General features: G+C 54.1%; 18 protein-coding genes and 2 tRNA genes. 12 read left to right on the top strand and 8 right to left on the bottom strand.

Annotation, left to right across the window (positions count from 1 at the left end):
* Positions 1–46: 46 nt before the first annotated feature.
* The gene (rlmI, locus tag B3X29_RS04060; protein ID WP_159339191.1) at positions 47–1,237 is read right to left on the bottom strand and encodes a 23S rRNA (cytosine(1962)-C(5))-methyltransferase RlmI; all 1,191 of its coding nucleotides are present in this window, start codon (positions 1,235–1,237) and stop codon (positions 47–49) included.
* Positions 1,238–1,412: 175 nt separating this feature from the next.
* On the opposite strand from rlmI, the gene B3X29_RS04055 reads away from it, so the two are divergent.
* From B3X29_RS04055 to yccX, 3 genes are all read left to right on the top strand, one after another.
* The gene (locus tag B3X29_RS04055) at positions 1,413–1,970 is read left to right on the top strand and encodes a kinase inhibitor (RefSeq protein ID WP_159339190.1); all 558 of its coding nucleotides are present in this window, start codon (positions 1,413–1,415) and stop codon (positions 1,968–1,970) included.
* Between the two features lie 71 nt (positions 1,971–2,041).
* Complete coding sequence (locus B3X29_RS04050; RefSeq protein WP_409201136.1) at positions 2,042–2,770, top strand: helix-turn-helix transcriptional regulator; 729 nt, start codon at positions 2,042–2,044, stop codon at positions 2,768–2,770.
* A 61-nt stretch (positions 2,771–2,831) separates the two neighbouring features.
* Positions 2,832–3,113: an acylphosphatase gene (gene yccX / locus B3X29_RS04045; protein WP_156654232.1), complete on the top strand. Its 282-nt coding sequence runs from the start codon at positions 2,832–2,834 to the stop codon at positions 3,111–3,113.
* Here yccX and tusE read toward each other — a convergent pair.
* Positions 3,110–3,439 (bottom strand): sulfurtransferase TusE, encoded by a 330-nt coding sequence (gene tusE / locus B3X29_RS04040; RefSeq protein ID WP_103823605.1) that lies wholly within the window; start codon positions 3,437–3,439, stop codon positions 3,110–3,112. The two genes, yccX and tusE, sit on opposite strands and share 4 nt — an antisense overlap.
* Before the next feature lie 86 nt (positions 3,440–3,525).
* Positions 3,526–4,185 carry an FtsH protease modulator YccA gene (yccA, locus tag B3X29_RS04035; protein ID WP_103823337.1) on the bottom strand — a complete coding sequence of 220 codons (660 nt, stop codon included), beginning with the start codon at positions 4,183–4,185 and terminating at the stop codon, positions 3,526–3,528.
* 267 nt (positions 4,186–4,452) lie between these two features.
* Here yccA and B3X29_RS04030 point away from each other — a divergent pair, with 267 nt between their 5' ends.
* The 5 genes from B3X29_RS04030 (at position 4,453) to B3X29_RS04010 (ending at position 11,247) form a co-directional block, all read left to right on the top strand.
* Positions 4,453–6,081, top strand: coding sequence for an ABC transporter substrate-binding protein (locus tag B3X29_RS04030; protein WP_156654233.1), 1,629 nt, complete (start codon positions 4,453–4,455; stop codon positions 6,079–6,081).
* A gap of 145 nt (positions 6,082–6,226) precedes the next feature.
* Positions 6,227–6,314: transfer RNA gene (locus B3X29_RS04025), tRNA-Ser, on the top strand.
* Between the two features lie 228 nt (positions 6,315–6,542).
* Positions 6,543–8,540 carry a BCCT family transporter gene (locus tag B3X29_RS04020; RefSeq protein ID WP_103178972.1) on the top strand — a complete coding sequence of 666 codons (1,998 nt, stop codon included), beginning with the start codon at positions 6,543–6,545 and terminating at the stop codon, positions 8,538–8,540.
* A 232-nt stretch (positions 8,541–8,772) separates the two neighbouring features.
* Positions 8,773–9,138: a hypothetical protein gene (locus tag B3X29_RS04015; RefSeq protein ID WP_103823334.1), complete on the top strand. Its 366-nt coding sequence runs from the start codon at positions 8,773–8,775 to the stop codon at positions 9,136–9,138.
* Positions 9,139–9,150: 12 nt separating this feature from the next.
* Positions 9,151–11,247, top strand: coding sequence for a pyrroloquinoline quinone-dependent dehydrogenase (locus B3X29_RS04010; RefSeq protein ID WP_103178974.1), 2,097 nt, complete (start codon positions 9,151–9,153; stop codon positions 11,245–11,247).
* A gap of 63 nt (positions 11,248–11,310) precedes the next feature.
* Here the strand turns inward: B3X29_RS04010 and B3X29_RS04005 are convergent, their stop codons facing one another.
* Positions 11,311–12,168, bottom strand: coding sequence for an alpha/beta fold hydrolase (locus B3X29_RS04005; RefSeq protein WP_159339189.1), 858 nt, complete (start codon positions 12,166–12,168; stop codon positions 11,311–11,313).
* A 208-nt stretch (positions 12,169–12,376) separates the two neighbouring features.
* Here B3X29_RS04005 and B3X29_RS04000 point away from each other — a divergent pair.
* Together B3X29_RS04000 and B3X29_RS03995 are read left to right on the top strand one after the other, a co-directional pair.
* A tRNA-Ser gene (locus B3X29_RS04000) sits at positions 12,377–12,464 on the top strand.
* Between the two features lie 219 nt (positions 12,465–12,683).
* Positions 12,684–13,688 (top strand): substrate-binding domain-containing protein, encoded by a 1,005-nt coding sequence (locus B3X29_RS03995; protein ID WP_156654235.1) that lies wholly within the window; start codon positions 12,684–12,686, stop codon positions 13,686–13,688.
* On the opposite strand, the gene B3X29_RS03990 is transcribed toward B3X29_RS03995, so the two are convergent.
* From B3X29_RS03990 to B3X29_RS03975, 4 genes are all read right to left on the bottom strand, one after another.
* Entirely contained in the window at positions 13,681–14,565 is an 885-nt protein-coding gene (locus B3X29_RS03990; RefSeq protein WP_159339188.1) for an NAD(P)-dependent oxidoreductase, read from the bottom strand. The genes B3X29_RS03995 and B3X29_RS03990 overlap by 8 nt on opposite strands.
* A 50-nt stretch (positions 14,566–14,615) precedes the next feature.
* On the bottom strand, positions 14,616–15,971 hold the full coding sequence (locus tag B3X29_RS03985) for an NAD(P)H-dependent oxidoreductase (protein WP_159339187.1): 1,356 nt from the start codon (positions 15,969–15,971) through the stop codon (positions 14,616–14,618).
* Positions 15,972–15,996: 25 nt separating this feature from the next.
* Positions 15,997–17,355 (bottom strand): MFS transporter, encoded by a 1,359-nt coding sequence (locus tag B3X29_RS03980; protein ID WP_159339186.1) that lies wholly within the window; start codon positions 17,353–17,355, stop codon positions 15,997–15,999.
* A 232-nt stretch (positions 17,356–17,587) separates the two neighbouring features.
* The gene (locus B3X29_RS03975) at positions 17,588–18,694 is read right to left on the bottom strand and encodes an NADH:flavin oxidoreductase/NADH oxidase (RefSeq protein ID WP_103178979.1); all 1,107 of its coding nucleotides are present in this window, start codon (positions 18,692–18,694) and stop codon (positions 17,588–17,590) included.
* A gap of 858 nt (positions 18,695–19,552) precedes the next feature.
* Between B3X29_RS03975 and B3X29_RS03970 the strand changes: the two genes are divergently transcribed.
* Both B3X29_RS03970 and B3X29_RS03965 read left to right on the top strand, forming a co-directional pair.
* On the top strand, positions 19,553–20,113 hold the full coding sequence (locus tag B3X29_RS03970; RefSeq protein ID WP_103178980.1) for a fimbrial protein: 561 nt from the start codon (positions 19,553–19,555) through the stop codon (positions 20,111–20,113).
* A gap of 61 nt (positions 20,114–20,174) precedes the next feature.
* Positions 20,175–20,837 carry a fimbrial biogenesis chaperone gene (locus B3X29_RS03965; RefSeq protein WP_159339185.1) on the top strand — a complete coding sequence of 221 codons (663 nt, stop codon included), beginning with the start codon at positions 20,175–20,177 and terminating at the stop codon, positions 20,835–20,837.
* Positions 20,838–20,840 lie beyond the last annotated feature (3 nt).

Below are 20,840 nucleotides of genomic sequence, written 5' to 3'. Positions count from 1 at the left end.
AAACGTTACTTACACTATAGGTGTGGGCAACATTCCACTTTTCAAGTTACATGATGCGACAGGCAAATCCTTTCAGATACAGCCCTTCCGGATAGGTAGCGATCACCGGATGATCGGCCGCCTGACGGAACTGCTCTATAAATTGTACATCACGACCAGCATCTACAGCGGCATCCGCGATAATTTTCTGGAATAATTCGGTGGTCATCAGGCCGGAACAGGAGAAGGTCAGCAACACTCCGCCCGGATTAAGCAGCTGGATGGCGAGCATATTAATGTCTTTATACCCACGACAGGCGCCCATCAGCTGGTTTTTATTTTCCACGAACTTCGGCGGATCCATGACGATCACGTCAAACGTCTCGCCCTGGTCGCGGTATTTGCGCAGCAGCTTAAAGACGTCATCGCGCACAAACTCGGCTTTACTGAGATCCAGCTTGTTCAGCTCGACGTTCTGCTTCGCCACGTCCAGCGCTTCCTGGGACGTATCCACGCTCACCACCTGACGACATCCGCCCATCAGCGCCGAAACCGCAAAACCGCCGGTATAGGAGAAGCAGTTCAGCACGCGCTTGTCGGCAACGTACTGGCGTGTTGCCAGACGGCTGTCGCGCTGATCGAGGTAGTAACCGGTTTTGTGGCCGCCCTGAATATCCACCAGCAGTTTCATGCCGTGCTCTTCGATAGGCAGCAGGGCAGGTGGCAGTTCGCCCGTTACCGGACCCTGGGTCAGTTCCATGCCCTCTTTTTTACGCACCGCGACGTCGCTGCGATCGTAAATGGCACACTCAGGGAACAGCGTCTGCAGCGCGCTGATTAACGCCGCGCGTTGATACTCCGCCCCCGCGCTTAGCAGCTGCAGCACCAGGAAATTGCCAAAACGGTCGATGGTCACGCCTGGCAGACCGTCGGATTCACCGGCGATCAGACGATAGCTGTCCAGCCCGTCGCGTTTTGCCAGCCAGTCGCGCCACTGCTGCGCCTGCTCCAGGCGACGGACAAAGAAGTCGATATCGATGGATTCATCTTTATTAAACGTCCAGACGCGCGCCCGGATCTGGGACGCAGGCGAGTATGCGCCGCGCGCTAACCATTTACCCTGGTGGTCAACGATATCGATGGTTTCACCGAGGCTGGCTTTGCCTTCCATACGGGCAACTGCACCGGAGAAGACCCAGGGATGGCGGCGCAGCAATGATTTCTCGCGCCCTTTGGCTAACACTAAACGTACACTCATAATTTTCTGTTCTGTCGATTCCAGGGAAATGGCGCGTAGAGTAGCACAGATGGTCAGTGGCAATCATCTGCGGACACTATTGAGCGTTTCGGCACATTTTAAAATCGCTCAGGCACATTATGAATTCGTCGTGAGCTTTACAGTGAGGTTTCCGGTTCAGCAAAAGGAAACCACAATGAAAAAGCACATTGCCATCGCCGCCATTACGCTGGCGACAATCAGTTTTACTGCGTCTGCGGCGTTGCCGTTTAGTCTCAGCAGTCAGGATATCGCCGACGGCCACCCCTTAACGCAACAGCAGGTTTTTACTGGCTTTGGCTGCAAGGGAGGAAATGCCTCGCCACAGCTGGCCTGGCAGCATCCCCCGGCGGGCACAAAAAGTTTTGCCATCACGGCCTACGATCCAGCCGCCCCCACGGGCAGCGGCTGGTGGCACTGGACCCTGGTCAATCTTCCCGCTCACACGCTGAGCCTGCCCGCTGGCGCCGGAAAAACGAACAGCGATAAATTACCCGCAGGGGCGGTGCAGGGGCGGAACGATTTCGGGTATGCTGGCTTTGGTGGGGCGTGTCCGCCGGAAGGGGATAAACCGCACCCCTATCAGTTCACCGTCTGGGCGCTGAATGTGGATAAACTGCCAATCGACAGTAATGCCAGCGGCGCGCTGGTCGGTTTCATGCTCAACAGCCATGTACTGGCTAAAGCGCAATTAACCGCAACATACGCACGATAAAAGGTGGTCCGGTGCAGGATTTTCATTTTCAACATAATCATCTGACAGCGGCTGAGGTCAATGCCAGCAAAATGCATCGCCTGCACCACGTAAAGCTTTTTTACCCGGCCATTTGCCATATTACACACGGCAGCAAGGTGATTATTCAGGATGAGCGGCGCTTAGTGGCGACGCCGGATGAGCTAATCATTATTCCGGCGAATACCCCAATGGAGATCATTAATCAGCCCGCGCAGGAGCTGTTTCATTCCGATCTGCTGCTGTTATCCCCCGACATTATCGCCGAGTTTAAAACGCGCTACCTGCAATCCTGGCCGCGCGCCAGAACGGACTCGTTGTGTGCTCCGCTCAGCGAAGGGCTGGCCTTTATGTGGAGCAATCTGCTGCATGCGGTGCGGCACGGTTTTCCGGAAGAGCTGCAAAAGCATCAGGCCTTCGGGCTCCTGCTGGCGCTGCTGCATGATGGGGTGGCAGGGCCGCTGCTTATCGAGAGAAATATCAATCTTACCGAGCAGGTACGGCATTTCATCATGGTGTCGCCCGGTAAGGCATGGACCGCGCAGGAGATCGCCAGCCGTCTGGCCGTAAGCGTACCCACCTTGCGCCGACGCTTACGGGAAGAGTCGCAAAGTTTTCGCCAGATTGTGGAGGAGGTACGCATGGCGGTAGCGCTCTCGCAGCTACAGTCGACCCGCCTGCCCATCGGCGAGATCGCCATGCAGTGCGGGTACCTGTCCAGCTCGCGTTTCACGGCCCGTTTCCGCCAGCATTACGGCTGTTTGCCCAAAACGCTACGCTAAACCTGGAGCCATAATTTGCTATTCTTTGGGTTCAGGTCAGGCATGGATAAGGGGAGGGAGTATGGCAAATGTCTGCATCATCGCGTGGGTTCACGGCACGGTTCAGGGTGTGGGCTTTCGTTACAGCACGCAGCGAGAAGCCACGGAGCTGGGGCTGACCGGTTACGCGCGTAATCTGGATGACGGAAGCGTCGAAGTGGTGGCCTGCGGCGAGGCGGAACAGGTCGATAAACTGCTCGCCTGGCTTAAGGCGGGCGGGCCGCGCATTGCACGGGTTGAAAAGGTTCTGTCAGAACCGCATCAACCCGGCCGGGAATACGTGAACTTCGGTATTCGCTATTAAATGCACTTCACGGGCTTAGGCAGACCGGCGATTTTGGTTGCCTGTTTTGCCGGGCCTTTCGGGAACAGACGATAGAGGTAGCGGCTGTTGCCTTTCTCCTCGCCATACTTATTGGCCATCGCTTTCACCAGCATGCGGATGGCGGGAGAGGTGTTAAATTCCAGATAGAAGTCGCGCACAAAGCGCACCACTTCCCAGTGCTCTGGCGTCAGGGCAATAGACTCTTTTTCGGCGATAATCGCCGCCAGCCCTTCGCTCCACTGGCTGGTCTCTTTCAGATAGCCTTCGCTATCGGTCTCAATCTCTTTACCTTCAAAGTTCAGCATAATCATCACGGAATTATCGAAAACCGCAACAGTTTACCAAAAAAGAAAGCCCCGCATAAGCGGGGCTGGTTATAGAGCACTGTCGGTTAATCGCGGCTGGCGAAGCCCAGGATGCTCAACAGGCTGACAAAGATGTTGTACAGCGATACATACAGGCTCACGGTAGCGCGGATGTAGTTCGTCTCACCGCCATGAATGATGTTGCTGGTTTCCATCAGGATCGCCCCGGAGGAGATCAGGATGAACACGGCGCTGATAGCCAGGTGCAGAGCTGGCAGCTGCAGGAAGATGTTCGCCACCATACCGATCAGCACTACGACGATGCCCGCCATCAGCATACCGCCAAGGAAAGACATGTCCTTGCGGGTGGTCAGCACATAGGCAGAACAGCAGAAGAAGACCAGTGCTGTCCCCCCCAGCGCCAGGCCGATCAGATCGCCCATACCGGCAGACAGGTAGGTGTTAAGCATTGGCCCCAGGATGTAGCCCAGGAAACCGGTGAAGGCGAACGCCGACAAAATACCTACCGGCTTGTTAGCCGTTTTGTAGGTCAGGAACATCAGACCATACATACCTACCAGAGTCAGGATCAGCCCCGGCGATGGCAGCATCAGCACGGTGCTGGCGGTGGCCGTCAGCGCGGAGAAGGCCAGCGTCAGGCTGAGCATAAAGTAGGTATTGCGCAGCACCTTGTGGGTGCTGAGTAGCGATGTGCGGTCGCGTGAAGAACTAATAATACGATCCATGAGTCACTCTCTTATGACAGATGTAATTGACGGCAAGAATAGAAAACGACGCGCCGGTTATAAAATGGTTTTACCCATCTTTACTCAGCATCTTAGGTATTGAGGTAGCATGAAATGTTTCGCAATGCGCTCAATGCAGCACAAACCCCGGTTTGTCAGGATTAATCAGATCAAGCTCTTATAGGTCACTGAAATATATTGCCTTATTCCAGCCCCAGCGCTAAGAGTTATTTTGCATCGTCAAAACTAAACTATAAGGCGAAGGACATGAAACCCTCATCACAAGCAACATTTACCCTCTCTTTACTGACGGCAGGCATCCTGTGCGCAAGCACAACGGCGTTCGCCGCCAGTGTACCGGCAGGAACAGAGCTGGCAGAGAAGCAGGAACTGGTCAGGAATAATGGCAATGAGCCGGCATCGCTCGATCCGCATAAAGTCGAAAGCGATGTCGAATTCAATATTATCAGCGATATATTCGACGGGCTGGTGAGCGTCTCGCCGCAAGGTGAGATCCAGCCGCGGCTGGCCGAGAAATGGGAGAACAAAGACAACACCGTCTGGACCTTCCATCTCCGTCCGGGGATTACCTGGAGTGACGGTACAGCGATTACTGCCCAGGACGTAGTCTGGAGCTGGCAGCGGCTGGTGGACCCCAAAACCGTCTCGCCGTATGCCAGCTTCCCAGGCAACATGCATATGGTCAACGCCACCGATATCGCCGAGGGGAAAAAAGCCCCTGATACCCTGGGGGTGAAGGCGCTGAACGACACCACTCTGGAAGTGACGCTGGATCAGCCCAACGCGGCATTTCTTGCCATGCTGGCGCACCCGTCGCTGGTGCCGGTGGATAAGGTCCTGATTGGTCGCTACGGCGATAAATGGTCCAGGCCGGAGCACTTTGTTGGCAGCGGGGCCTATACCCTCAAGCAGTGGGTGGTCAACGAGCGGATCGTCGCCGAGCGCAACCCGCGCTACTGGGACAATGCCCATACGGTGATCAACAAGGTGACTTATCTGCCCATCACCTCCGAAGCCGCCGACGTGAACCGCTACAGGGCGGGTGAAATCGATATCGCTTATACGCTGCCTATCAACCAGTTCGCGCAGCTGCAAAAAACGCTGGGCAAAGAGGTGGATGTTTCCCCGCAGCTGGCAACCTACTACTACCAGTTCAATACCTCCCGGCCGCCGTTTAACGATCCGCGCGTGCGCAAGGCGCTGAACCTGGCGCTGGATAAAGAGATTATTGCCGGGAAGGTGCTGGGGCAGGGGCAACGTCCGGCCTGGGTGATTAGCCAGCCGGATATCGGCGGGGTGAAACTGAAAAATCCGGATTACGCCAGCTGGCCGATGGATAAACGCATCGCCGAAGCGAAAAAACTGCTGAACGAAGCAGGCTTTAACGACGGCCACCCGCTCAGCTTTAACCTCCTGTATAACACCTCGGAGTCACACCAGCGGATTGCCATTGCCGTCAGCTCGATGTGGAAGAAAAACCTCGGCGTGGAGGCGAAGCTGCAAAACCAGGAGTGGAAAACGATGCTGGACACCATGCATACCCACAACTTTGACGCGGTGCGCTACGCCTGGATCGCCGATTTCGACGATGCGGCGACTTTCCTGAATAACTTCCGTACCGGTGACAGTCAGAACACCAGCCAGTACAGTAATGCGGCCTATGACGAGGCGCTGGCTAATGCCGCGAAGGCGAAAACCACCGCCGAGCGCGGGGCATTTTACCAGCAGGCCGAAGATCTGCTGGCGCGGGATGTCCCGGCTATTCCGGTCTATCACTACGTGCGCACCCATCTGGTGAAGCCGTGGGTGGGCGGATTTACGCCGGATAAGCTGGGGTACTACTTCACCAAAGATATGTATATCAAAAAACACTGAGCAGTCAGCGCGTGATTTTGTGCTGATAAAATGGTCAGGGTGTTGGCTATTCAACCGATTAACCGCATTTTGACTATTTTTCAGGCGAACGATCGCGGGCACGCTTTACAGGGCGCAAGGAGCTGTTTATAGTTCGCCTCATTCTGGAAGTGTGGCCGAGCGGTTGAAGGCACCGGTCTTGAAAACCGGCGACCCGAAAGGGTTCCAGAGTTCGAATCTCTGCGCTTCCGCCAGATTAGATAAGCCCTGCGATAGCAATATCGCGGGGCTTTTTCTTTTGTCGTTTTACCTGTCCGATGACATTATGTCAGCCAACTAAAGACCCGATCTCAATAAATTAAACCCAGTAATCACAAGGAGATAATCCGATGACAATGTCATCAGCACCTGCATAAGCAGCGTAAATTTGCTAACCTCAAAGAGGTGATTCCTCACATCCGGATTAATGGAATAGATAAAATATGAGTGAAAATAACACCATCCCCCAGAAGTCTGAAAGCAAGATTAACAAAGCGGTATTCTATACATCTGCTTTGTTAATTTTCCTTCTAGTTGCTTTTGCAGCGATTTTTCCTGACGTAGCTGACAAAAATTTTAAACTGCTACAGCAGCAAATATTCACCAACGCCAGCTGGTTCTACATCCTGGCGGTCGCGCTGATCTTACTCAGCGTGACCTTCCTGGGGTTGTCGCGCTACGGCGATATCAAACTTGGCCCCGATCATGCCCAGCCCGATTTCAGCTATCACTCCTGGTTTGCCATGCTCTTTTCAGCGGGTATGGGGATCGGCCTGATGTTCTTCGGCGTGGCCGAGCCGGTTATGCACTATCTCTCTCCACCGGTAGGTACGCCCGAGACCGTCACCGCCGCGAAAGAGGCGATGCGGCTGACCTTCTTCCACTGGGGGCTTCATGCATGGGCTATCTACGCCATTGTGGCGCTAATCCTGGCCTTTTTCAGCTACCGGCACGGCCTGCCTCTGACGTTGCGCTCGGCGCTTTATCCCATTATTGGCGACAAAATTCATGGTCCGATAGGCCATGCCGTTGATATTTTTGCCGTTATCGGTACCGTTTTTGGGGTGGCGACCTCGCTGGGTTATGGCGTGCTGCAGGTGAACGCCGGGCTCAATCATCTCTTCGGGGTGCCCATCAACGAAACGGTGCAGGTTATCCTGATCGTGGTCATCACCGGGCTCGCGACAATTTCCGTGGTCTCCGGGCTGGATAAAGGCATTCGTATCCTGTCCGAGCTTAACCTGGGGCTGGCGTTACTGCTGCTGGCGCTGGTACTGTGCCTGGGTCCAACCGTGCTGCTGCTGAAATCCTTCGTGGAAAACACCGGCGGCTATCTCTCCGAGCTGGTGAGTAAGACGTTCAATCTTTACGCCTACGAGCCAAAATCCAGCAACTGGCTGGGTGGCTGGACGCTGCTCTACTGGGGCTGGTGGCTCTCCTGGTCACCGTTTGTCGGGATGTTTATCGCCCGCGTCTCCCGCGGCAGAACCATCCGTGAATTCGTCACCGGGGTGCTCTTTGTTCCCGCGGGCTTCACGCTGATGTGGATGACCGTCTTCGGCAACAGCGCGATCAATCTCATCATGCGCGAGGGGGCAACCGATCTGGCGAATACGGTGCAGCAGGACGTTGCGCTGGCGCTCTTCAACTTCCTTGAGCACTTCCCGTTCTCGTCTGTGCTGTCGTTTATCGCCATGGCGATGGTCATCGTCTTCTTTGTCACCTCGGCCGACTCCGGGGCGATGGTGGTGGATACGCTGGCATCCGGCGGCGAGGCCAATACTCCCGTCTGGCAGCGCATTTTCTGGGCCGCGCTGATGGGCGTGGTGGCGATTGCGCTGCTGCTCGCGGGTGGGTTAAGCGCGCTGCAAACCGTCACCATCGCCAGCGCGTTACCGTTTTCCATCATCCTGCTGATTTCCATCTACGGGCTGCTCAAAGCGCTGCGTCGGGATTTAACCAAACGCGAGAGCCTGAGCATGGCGACGATTGCGCCGACCGCGGCCCGCAATCCTATTCCGTGGCAGCGTCGTTTACGCAACATTGCCTATCTGCCAAAACGATCGCTGGTGAAACGCTTTATGGACGAAGTCATCAAACCGGCGATGATCCTCGTGCAGGAGGAGTTGAGCAAGCAGGGCACGGTGAGCCGAATCAGCGATGCCTCCGACGATCGTATTCGTCTTGAGGTGGACTTAGGCAACGAACTGAACTTCCTCTATGAGGTGAGGCTGCGGGGCTATAACTCTCCGACCTTTGCCCTGTCGGCGATAGACAACGACGAACAGCAGGCGGAGCAACACCGATACTATCGTGCGGAAGTCTACCTCAAAGAAGGGGGACAGAATTACGACGTGATGAGCTGGAACCAGGAGCAGCTGATCAACGATATTCTCGACCAGTACGAAAAGCATCTGCACTTCCTGCATCTGGTTCGTTAACATCATTATGCCGCCTCCTCAGGCGGCATTTTTTATGCCCAACTACGCGGCTATGCCGTGTTTGCACGCCCCCTTTAAAATCCTTCTTCTATACTCAGTTACGTTTAGTGATCTATGCCGCTGTTTTTCTTACTGCCTGAGTTTTTCGCTATTGCCCATGCAAGTCGCAGCCGCATAAATCCACGAGCCTGAATTATTGGTTAATTTTGTTTTGATAGGGGGAGTTCCTGGTATGTTACATTCTCAATCCTCCCGCGCTGGCACGATATTGCTGCTGCTGGCTGCGGTCATTGGCGTCGCGGTGGCGTTATACGCCTGGCTGACGCCTCTTACCGGCGTTACCGATACCATCGGTGCGCTGGGCGTCGCCATTGCCAGCGCGGTACTGGCGGTACTGACCTTGATGTTACGTGCCGCATCTGGTCGTGGGGCGCGTATCTTTCTGATTATCGTCACCCTCGTGGTACTCATTGGTATTGGGTTCGCCGCCGCGCTGCTGCACCAGTACATCATTACTGCAGCGATGGTGGTCGGCCTGATTGGTCTGATTATGCTGAGCAGCAAGCCCGTTCACCACAATACCCGCGTCAGAGCCTGAGGAGTCCCACCCGTGTATAACGATAAACACTACCCCTTTATGAAAGTCAGCATGACGGCGCTGGCGCTGCTGATCGCGCCACTCTCTGTGCAGGCGCAGGAGAAAGCCACTGAGGCCTCTCAGGGAACGCAAGAAGAGCTCAACGTGGATGCAGCGGATCAGCAGGCGCCGGGAACCACCAAAACCACCGATGAAGCCTCTACCGGGCAGAGTGAGGGACAAAAAGTGGCTTCGGCTGAGCAACCAGCGACCCCGCTGGTGCCCTCTGCCGCCACTTGGGACAGCTTCCATGGACAGCTTAACGCGCAGAAATACAGCCCGTTGACCCAGATCACGGCGGAGAACGTCGGTAAATTGACCAAAATCTGGGAGTTCCATACCGGCGACGTGTCGGATGGTAAAGGCGACACCCCTGCAACCGTCTGGTCAGCAACGCCCATTTTTGCTAACGAGACGCTCTATATCGGTACCCCTTTCGATCGCCTGATTGCGCTGGATCCAGGCACCGGGAAAGAGAAGTGGCACTACGACACGAAGTCTTCGCGTAAAGCGCTAACCCAGCCGGTGCTGAAAAACCGCGGCGTCTCCTACTGGCAGGCCAAAGAGCCGGTCGCCGGTGAAGCCTGTCAGAAGATCGTCTATATGGGCACCGTGGACGGCAAGCTCTTTGCGCTGGATGCCGATTCAGGCAAACCCTGCACCGGTTTTGCAGACAACGGCGTGCTGGATGTGAATCAGTGGAACACCGTTAACGCCAAATTCCCGCTCTCCATCCTGCAACCGCCAACGGTGGTGGGTAACCACCTGCTGGTGGGCTGGGCCGGCAAAGACTGGGCTTATGCCGAAGCACCTCCGGGCACCGTATTTTCTATCAATGCCCAGACCGGCGAGCGGGAATGGTCCTTCGAGGCGATCCCGGAAGAGATTCGCCAGCGCACCGGGACGGCCAACGTCTGGACGCACATGTCTGCCGACGAGGCCAACGGCCTGGTTTATCTGCCGGTCTCCTCTCCGTCGCCTAACTACTGGGGCGGTAACCGTGTAGATGCGATCCCGCTTGGCACCTCGACAACCGCGCTGGATATCAATACCGGTAAAGTGGTCTGGTCCCGCCAGTGGGTGCATCACGACGTGTGGGATTACGATATCAACTCCGCGCCAACGCTGATGGATATCACCGTAGACGGCAAGCAGATCCCGGCGCTGGTACAGGCCACCAAGCAGGGCTTCCTGTTTGTGGTTAACCGCCTGACGGGGGAGGACGTCTGGCCTATCGAGGAGCGTCCGGTGCCGCAGGGCGACGGTTCAGTGCAGGGGGAAAAACTTTCGCCAACCCAGCCGTTCCCGACCAAACCTGCGCCGCTGCTCGATCAGTCGAAAAAGCCGGAGATCTGGAAGCTGGCCGATATGGTGGGTGCCGGTCAATGTTCCCGCCTGTGGGATAACCTGACCTATGAGGGGATGTACACACCGCCTACCGCCAAAGGCGAGGGGGCGCTGACCTATCCGGACAGCGCCGGTGGCGTGCAGTGGGGCGGGGTGGCGTTCGATCCGAATAAGCAGATCGCTATCGTCAACACCTCGCATATCGTGCAGTACGTGAAGCTCTACAGCCGCGAAGATTACGATAAAGCCGATAAAACCGCCGGTAACGAGAGCGGCTTTGCACCGCAGGAAGGCGCGCCTTACGGCATGCGTCTGCTGGTCGCCAATAACTGGCTGGGCATGCCGTGCTGGAAACCGCCGTTTGGTGAGATCGTCGCGCTGGATATGCATACGGGTGACGTGAAGTGGCGTCGTCCGGTTGGCGCCTCGCAGCAGTACGGCTTCTTTATGCCGGAAAGCTGGGGCTCCCCAACCATCGGCGGCCCGGCTATCACCGCGGGTGGCGTGATCTTCATCGGTGCCTCTATGGATGCCAAAGTACGCGCTTATTCCGTGGAAAGCGGTGAAGAGCTATGGTCCGATCAGGTTGAAGCCCCGGCTGTGGCGAACCCGTCGGTCTATGAGTACAAAGGGCGTCAGTATGTGGCGTTTGTCGCGGGCGGGAATACGATCCTGAAGGATCAGGTAGGCGACCAGGTTGTGGTTTACGCCCTGCCTGAATAATTCCTCGACGCGCAATGTCATCATAATGGGGCCTGTGGGCCCCTTTTTATATTCACTGCTCGCTCAATCCGGGCACTGACTCGCCAGCCATTGTCCGACAATGGGCCATAATTTTTCCGCACAGCGCGTGCGGAAAAACCCCATATGCCCCACGCCGGGCAGGCCAAAATCCGCATGACGGATCTCGCGGCGGTCGATTTTTGCGTTTTTGACCGGCTCTATCAGGCGCGTAATGGCCTCAGGATTAGCCCACGGATCGTCGTCAAACCCCATAACCATCAGAGGGAGCCTGACCTCAGCCGCTCTTCGACGCGCATCCCAGTCAGGATCGTCGTAGAAGTAACCCGGCATGGCGCTCCAGCGCCCCCACTGCCGCATGACAGGCGCCGGTAAATCTTCTCCCAGCCCGAGGCGTTTTGCCGGCATATAACCAAATATACGGCAGAGGAGTGGACCGAGAACGCGCAGCAAGCACCAGACGCGCACTTTTTCCGCCGTCTGTTTTATGGAGCGGGTCACCCCGGCGTGGGATGCCACAATGACCGCAGCCTGAAGATGCCGGGTAGCCGTCGACAGCAGAACGGCGTGCCCACCCACGCTGTGCCCAACAGCCAGCAGGCTAAGATCGGGGAAACGTGACCTGGCCCAGGCCGTAATGCAGCCCACATCCTGTTCGATCCAGTCTGACATGGAGACATTGCAGCTGCGGAGCATCCCCGACGTTGAACGACCTGTACCCCGAAAGTCATAGGTCAGGACGCTGAATCCATACTCGTAAAGATACTCAGCAAAACGCTGATAAAATTCCTGCACAACCGCTGTCGCGGGGTGAAGGATAACCAGCGCGCGGGCATCTTCTCTCTCCCAAAGCGTGGCAGCGAGAGAGTCGCCTTCATTTAGCGGTATCATCATTGAATGCATAGGTAAACCTTGGTTGAGTGGTCATACCAGTTATGAATAAAAGACAATAGCCGCTTCTGATGAGTCTGGCGATTTTTTCTTGTCTGGAATTTGACGGTTGTCAGCAGAAGATGATGCGCGCGGGGTTGTACAAAAGGCGAACACATTCAATTTCCTGAATTTTTTGCTTTACATAACCTCCAGAGATGTTTATAGTGCGCCTCACTCTGGAAGCGTGGCCGAGCGGTTGAAGGCACCGGTCTTGAAAACCGGCGACCCGAAAGGGTTCTAGAGTTCGAATCTCTACGCTTCCGCCAAATTTAAAAACCCTGCGATAGCAATATCGCAGGGTTTTTTGCTTTTGTGCTTTTTCAGCAAAAGTTGACGTCTTCTGCGCAACTTATTTCCCTGGTTGAAGGTAAGCGCTGTCATAAATTTTATCGATACGTGATTTTGCCACTAACATCATTTTCATCGAAACATGATTGATCTAACATAAAATTATCTACTCTGCGGACGTGAGGCGAAGTGCTACATTGAATGATAAAAAGAAAAGCACCATCAAAGATGTCGCTGCTTTAGCCGAAGTATCAATCGGTGTTGTCTCCCGTGTATTGAATCCCGGAACCGGTTCAGTTTCCGAACGTACCCGGCAGCGGATTATCGCTGCCATGCAAACCCTAAGTTACACCCCGCAGAGCGCCGCGCGTGAACTCAAGACAAACCTGAACAATACCATCGGCTTGGTTGTGGCCGACATCAGTAACGACTTTTTCTCTGAAATTTCGGATCTCATTGTACGGCGCGCTCGCGAAATGGGGATGAACGTCATCCTGGTCACGACGCAGGAAGATCCCTTGCTTGAGCGGGAAAGCCTGGAAATGTTGATGCAAAAGCGGGTCAAAGCCATCATCGCAACGCCGACAAGCGCTAATAAGGATATGTGGCAATCGATCAGTAACATGGGGATAGCGATCGTGTTTATCGATCGCTATCTGGAGGATTTTACAGGCGCCAGTGTTATTGGGTTTAACAATGAAACCTCTGCTCGCCAGGCGACCTCTTATCTGGTCGAGCAAGGCCATCGGCGTATTGGGTGGATAAGTGGGCCCCTCAATACATCCACTTCTTTGCAAAGACTGGAAGGTTACAAGAAAGGTCTGCAGGCGCAGGGAATTGAATGTAATAAACAGCTTATCGCAGTGAAGAATTTTCGCGATCCACTCGCCAGCCAGTCGCTTGATGAATTGCTGTCGCTTGCAGATCCACCGACAGCAATCATTATTGGCAATACGTCAATCGCACCGGTCATCATGTCGCGGATCCGCGAGCTAAAATTGGCTGTGCCCGATGACCTTTCCGTCATCGTTTATCATGACAGTCACTGGAGTCGTCTACTGAGCCCGTCCATTAGCGTTATAAAACATCCCCTTGAAGAACTGGCCAGTAAAGCACTGTTGAGTTTATCCAGTGAACAGCAAAAACCCTGCGAACTGGATAGCATATTAGTTAAAAGAGAAAGTGTTTCCAGGATTAAATAGCCACATTATTTAAACGCTGAATTTGCTTAATAATGGCGCAATGATCCAGGTCACCCTCTCCGGCATCAATCATCTGGCTGAAGAGTTGATTCACTGTTTCTGTTAACGGTAGGGTCAAATTAAGCTGCTTCGCCAGTGCTACAGCACTGCGCGTGTCTTTAAGCTGCCACTTTGCAGCGCCCCGAGCTTTAAAGTCCCCTTTAACCATGCGTTCGCCCTGGTGTTGCAACAATGTGGAATCTGCAAACCCGCCTAGTAGGGCTTCGCGCACTTTTTCTGGATCGGCACCGCCGCGTTGCGCGAGAGTAAAAGCTTCTGACAATAAACTTAAGGTTCCGGCGACAATAATCTGGTTTGCAAGTTTGGTGAGCTGACCGGCTCCAACTTCTCCGACATGCGTGACTTTCCCCAGGTGTGATAGCAAAGGACGAAGGCTATCAATGAGCTGCCTGTTTCCTCCCGCCATTAAGGATAATGAACCTTTCTCTGCGCCTGTTGTTCCGCCGGAAACAGGGAGATCGACATAGTGGGCCTGAACACTATGGGCCTTACGCGCTTGTTCAACCACAATGTCCGGCGACAGGGTACTCATCATGAGGATGATTGTATCTGGACCAATGTACTGAAGTGAGTCGTGATTGAATATCACCTCATCGCACGCTGTTGCATCACTTAACAAACAGATGATGAGCTCACTGTCAGCCAGTAACAGCGAAGCAGATTGTTCGATCTTTACGCCAGCGCTTGCCAGTTGCAGCGCTTTTTCTTGCGACCTGTTCCACACCGTGACCGAATATCCGGCAGCGACAAGTCGACGCGCCACTGGTTGTCCCATCAACCCCGTACCCAACAAGCCAATACGCATTTCGCTTTTCATTTGTCCTCCTGATATACCCGCAACAGTAGCCGTTGCGGGTATCACCCTGTTTATAATCCCGCAAGATTGACCATTTGCTTGCGCAATTCGACGATATCCAGATTGTTGTCAAAATGAACATCGGAGAAACGAATCGCCTTATCTTTTGCGACATCCTTCACCAGTCGGACATGATGGGCCAGCCCCATTGGCAAAAAATCTTGTGCCACACTGATGCTGGCTGGCAAGGCATTGGCCCAGACAGTAAACCCGCCTTCACCATCCAGCATCTCACCCGCTTTGAGATCGCGTTTTGCCGTTGCAACCGCATCGCCCCGGAAACTTAATGCTGTCCCGGTAGCTTCTCCTCGTAATACCGCGGAGAGAATACTGATGCTGGTTTCCAGACCAATCAGATGGAAAGGGCGCCACATCGACGCGTACCAGCCGCTTGGGTCGGTCAGTAATCCGTACTGTTTGAAACAGGCCCGGCTGTATTCATCCCGGGCTTTAAATGTCACGAAAACGCCGTAGCGGATATTGTTAAGCACCTCACGTCCGTCAGGCTCCTGACTGGCTGCGATATCCACAAGCCCACTGCGACCCAGGCGCCCGCCATCAGATGCCGGTGAGAAGACCCGCGCCAGGTCATGCACCCCGGCAGGGGGAAATTCCAGTCCGTTATCGGGACAGTCTAATCCGGTTGCGTTGGCGACAGCCGCCATCTCAATGGCCGCTTTAGTACCATCGGTAAACGAGTTGTACATTTTTGGGTTAAAGTCCCCGGCAGCAACTTCTTCGTCAGACCAGCCAAAGAATCCCCAGACGGTATCCGGTGTGGAGTAGCGGTATCGCGGTTCGTAATTCATCCCTTTACCTGCGGCAACGATTTCAAAGCCACAGGCTTTAGCCCAGTCAACCAGTTCACAAATGATCGCCGGTTGATCACCATAAGCCATGCTGTAAATCACCCCGTTCTGGCGCGCACGTTCCGCTATCAAAGGCCCGCACAACACGTCGGCTTCCACATTTACCATCACCACGTGTTTTCCATTTTCGACCGCATGGAGAGCGTGACGAGTGCCGGCCAGAGGATGCCCCGTCGCTTCAACTATGCAATGGATTTGCTCACACCGGATCAGCTGTTCTGCATCCTCAACGACGCAGGTTGTGCCTTCGCGTAAAGCTGCTTCGATGTTATGCGCCTGATACTGCGATTCTGGCCATCCCACACGCGCCAGGGCAGCACGGGCTTTCGGGACATCCAGGTCTGCAACGGCCACCACATGCAGCCCTTCCAGGTGTCGCAGTTGGGCAAGTACCATCGAACCAAATTTGCCGGCGCCGATAATGCCCACACGAACAGGCTGTGCTGAACCCGATTTTGCGGCACAGGCACGCTCAGCTAACAATGCTGCTAAGTTCATTTTCTTCTCCTTTAAGGGGGATGGATTAACGCCAGCCAGCAATCTGACGGCGATTTCTGCTCATGAGATAAATCAGCAACGGCGAGAACAAAACCAGGACAGCTAACAGATAGAGACCGCTCTGTGATTTACCGGAAATCGAGATAACGAGGCCAACCAGGAAGGGCCCGAAGAACCCACCAATATTGCCAATTGAGTTAATCAGTGCCATGCCACCGGCACAGCCTCGGCTGGTAAGAAAGGATGCTGGAAGGGTATAAAACGTCGGCACGCATGACAGCATACCCACCGTCGAAAGCGTTAACCCCACCATGGATATCACGGGTGAGTCGCTGATAGCGGCGACCACAAATCCGACAGAAAAGAGCAGCGATGGAAGAATAAAATGCCAGGTTCGCTCATTGGTTTTATCAGAGTGATTCGACCACCAACACATCACCACCGCGCCTGCGATATAGGGAATCGTACCCAGCATGCCGACAACAGTATCAGAGTAATCGAAGCGCTTGATAAACTGCGGCATCCAGAAACCGAGGCCTGTGAGACCAATGACGGTAAAGAAATAGGCCATCCCCAGCAGCCAGACTCGTCGGTCTTTGATCATTTCCCTGAAACCGGAGTGTCCGGCGGACAAGGTCGCCTGTTGGTCTTTTTCCATCAGGTCCTGATAAGCCTGACGCTCTTCGGGTTTAAGCCAGGACGCTTTGGACGGTTTATCGGTAAGATAAAGAAAAACCACAACGGATAAGATGACAGGCGGGCAGCCTTCAATTAAAAATAGCCACTGCCAACTCTCCAGCCCCCCAACATTATGGAAATTATCGAGAATATAACCCGAGATCGGATTGGCGATAATAGCAGCCAGCGGAACACCCAAATAGTAAATGGAGAAGACCTTAGCCAGCTCCTTTTTGGGAAACCAGGTTGTGAGATAGAAAACAATACCTGGCGCCAGTCCCGCCTCGGCCACGCCCAGTAAAAAGCGCAGGATACTAAGCGTCACCACGCCTTGTGCAAACGCCATCGCCATGGAAATAATGCCCCATGTGATCATGATTCGGGCTAACCAGAAGCGTGCACCGTATCGTTCCAGCAGCACATTGCTGGGAATTTCAAACAGGATATAACCGAAGGAGAATATCCCCACAGCAAAGCCAAAATGTTCAGGCGTTAACCCCAGGGATTGATTCATGGTTAACGCGGCCATGCCGATATTTGAGCGATCTATAAACGCAAGCAGATACATCAGCAGTATCAGGGGCATCAGCCGAAATTTGGCTTTTTTTATCGCCCCCCTTGCCAGCGATGAAATTTCTGTTTGGCCTGGCTCAGGCGTAACACTCACACCGGCCAGCGTACTATCGAACTCTTCTACGTGTTTCATGATGTATCCCAGTAGCGTTTAACCCACTGAAAATCACGGAAAATGCATGAATACCGCGACAGTTTTATGAAAAAGTAAAACGTTTTACTTTTTCAAGAGTTTTACGACTGATACAGAAACAGTCAAGAGATGCGCGGGGAAAGTTAATAAATTGTGACTAGGTTAACGAGTTGTAAATGATCATGCTTTCAGACGGGGAAGGATACCCGTGATGCCACGGGTATCCGAAACATCAGGACTTAAACAGGTTCTTCAGGGTGTGCGGCTGGCAACGAAGATACTGTTCCGGCGCATGGACCTGGGCGCCCAGCGCCGCTGCCGCATGCCATGGCCAGCGCGGGTTATAGAGTGCGCCGCGGGCGATGGCAATAAAATCAGCATCCCCGCTGGCTACGATGGATTCCGCATGCTCGGGCTCGGTAATTAATCCCACCGCCACCACCGGAATATTTACCGCAGCTTTCACCGCCCTTGCCAGCGGCACCTGATAGCCCGGATAGACCTCAATCTTCTGATCCGGATGCAGACCGCCGCTGGAGACATGGATCACGTCAACGCCACGCGCTTCCAGCATTCTGGAGAACTCGACCGCTTCTTCAAGGTTAAATCCGCCTTCCACCCAGTCCGTCCCGGAGATACGCACGCTGATGGCTCTCTCCGCCGGGAAGGCTTCCCGCACCGCGTCGACAATTTCCAGTGGGAACCGGGCTCTGTTTTCCAGCGATCCGCCGTAATTATCCGTGCGCTGATTAGAGAGCGGCGATAAAAACTGATGGAGCAGATAGCCGTGGGCGGCGTGGATCTGGATCAGATCGATATTCAGTCTGGCAGCACGTTTTGCGGCCTCAGCGAACTGGTTGCGGATTTCGGCTAAGCCCTCGCTGTCGAGAGCGGTTGGCGGGACATAGCCCTCGTTGTAAGGCACTGCAGAAGGGGCTAACGTCTGCCAGCCCCCTTGCTGGTCGGGTGGGATTTGCTGCCCCCGATGATCCCACGGCTTGTGCGTTGACGCTTTTCTGCCCGCGTGGGCCAGCTGGATGCCAACAGGAATATCTGACCACTTACGCAGGGTATCCAGCACCCGGCCCATCGCTTCCTCGGTTTTGTCATCGTAGAGCCCGACGTCAGCGTAGGTAATGCGGCCTTCCGGGGAGACGGCTGCCGCCTCAATGGTAAGCAGACCCGCACCGGAAAGGGCCAGTTGCCCCAGATGAAGGGTATGCCAGTCATTCATGCAGCCCTCTTCGGCAGAATACTGACACATGGGGGCGATCACGATGCGATTGTCGAGTTCAAGATTGCGGATACGTAACGGTGTAAACAGCTTGGGTTGAGACATACATGTCACTCCAGATTGCAGCGTTAGAAACAGGGGAGGGCGATTTTTACCCTTATATATTCATCAACATAACGCAGAGATAACGATAACTGAACCTGCCGTTTATGCAAAAGTCCGCTGCGTCAGACGCAACGCTTTAATGATTACGCTATTCACTTTGCGACGTTGCTGAAAGATGCGCCATCAGAAAATCGACAATCACTTTCACTTTTTTGCTGTTCCTGCGGGTGGGGTGTGCCGTGAGTATGTGGCGGGAGGCGCGATGCGCGCCGTGACATGGGCGGCTTTATTGTTGCTCCAGATAATGGCAGTAAAACATGGTGCGGGCTTTATTTAAAAACCTGTCCAGAGCATTTGAAATAAAACTTCAGTTGTCTGTATAGTTATTTTAAAGTAAACATTAATATTCGATTTTTGTTTATTGGTTCGTTATAAGATTTATCTTAATATTAATTTCACTGCTAGTTTTCCTCATGGGTATAATTGCAAAGGTAGCCAATTTATAGGGCTGAATGTTATTTTTATGTGGCCATTTCTCACCATGATAGTGCAATAAAATACAAAAATATTAAGATTAATCAATGATATCAATGTTGACATGTCAACATTGCCGGGACGGCTAGTTTGCGCAGCAGATCCCCGGTTGTTTTTTAGGGTGACGGGAAATATTATTTTCTGTGCGTAGGTGTATTAAACGCATTTTATTATTTTATAAAGGGCGATTAATCAGGAGAGTAATGCATTCTGGTTAACCAGTAGCGGCATTCTGTTTAAAGGGAAACGCAGAAGGGATGAATATCATGACCGAAGGGCATCGGTCCACCTCATCATGAATAACAAGTAAAGTTGAGCGTAATAATGAAAGATCAAATTCGCGTAGCTGCAATTCTGGCGGGCGCGCTGGCCTCTGGTGCCGCATTTTCTAATAATATGACCACGAATCCGGGTGCTGCCGCGGGTACGCAAAACACCGGCGGGATCGTGGAGTTCAGCGGTGAAATCGTCGACGCCTCCTGCAATATCACCACCAAAAGCAAAGACGTGCAGGTTGACCTGGGGAAATGGGGCGCAAGCTATTTCACCGCAGCAGGCACCGAAACGACTAAAACTCCTTTCAAAATTGAGGTAGATAACTGTCCGGCGTCGGTGACGACGGTTGCCGTGCTGTTCGATGGTCAAAAAGATGCCCTTGATGCCACCCTGCTGGCGGTGGCCGGTGGAGCGAAAGGTGTGGGTATTAAATTGTATAACAACGGCGCTTCCAGCTCTCAGGTTGCCCTGGGGACGGTTTCAGCGAGCGTTCCGGTAGCCTCCGGTAAAGCCACGGTGCCCTTTTTTGCCGACTACGTCTCCACGGAGAAGACCGTCACCCCGGGTGCGGCTAATGGCGTTGCAAACTTCCTGATGGTTTATAACTGATCCCCGCATGAGCAGGCCCTGCGCCTGTTCATTTTCTTTTTTGTCCAATGGTATCTGCACGATGAAACAGCTTCTTGCCGCTGTGATGGCCGCTTTTCTTCTGGTCTGCGCCACCGCTCAGGCCGGGGTAGTGATGGGCGGAACCCGCGTGATCTATGAGGAAGGGAAACGCGAAGCCACCATTACGGTGACGAACATGGATACCCGTGTTCCCTACCTGGTGCAGTCGTGGGTTGAAAACCAGGCCGCAGACGATAAACGCCCGGTGCCTTTTGTGGTTACGCCGCCGCTCTTTCGCCTCGATCCTGAGCAGGAGAACGTCCTGCGGATCAGCTTCACCGGGGGCGCATTGCCTACAGACCGGGAGTCAGTGTACTGGCTGTGCGTGAAAAACATCGCCCCGACGCAAAAAGCGGCGTCCAACAAGCTCCAGATCAACGTGAAATCGAAGTTCAAGCTCTTCTGGCGGCCAAAAGGGCTGGGCGAGGCCAAAGACGCCTGGCAGAAGCTGACCTTTACCCGGCAGGGTAACCGGCTGGTGGCCCATAACCCGACGCCGTTTTATGTCTCCCTCTACAGCCTGACGGTCGGCGGAAAAGCGATCCCCGAACCGGGCATGATCGCGCCTAAGAGCAGCCAGATATGGACGGGGGTCGGCACCGGGCAGGTGACGTGGCGCGCCATTAACGACTCTGGCGGTATCACTGACGCCGCGCAGCAGTAACCG

Origin of the sequence: Leclercia sp. UBA5076, assembly GCF_002416465.1 — a bacterium.
Classification (GTDB): Bacteria; Pseudomonadota; Gammaproteobacteria; order Enterobacterales; family Enterobacteriaceae; genus Enterobacter.
This window is presented reverse-complemented; position numbering and strand designations above follow the sequence as displayed.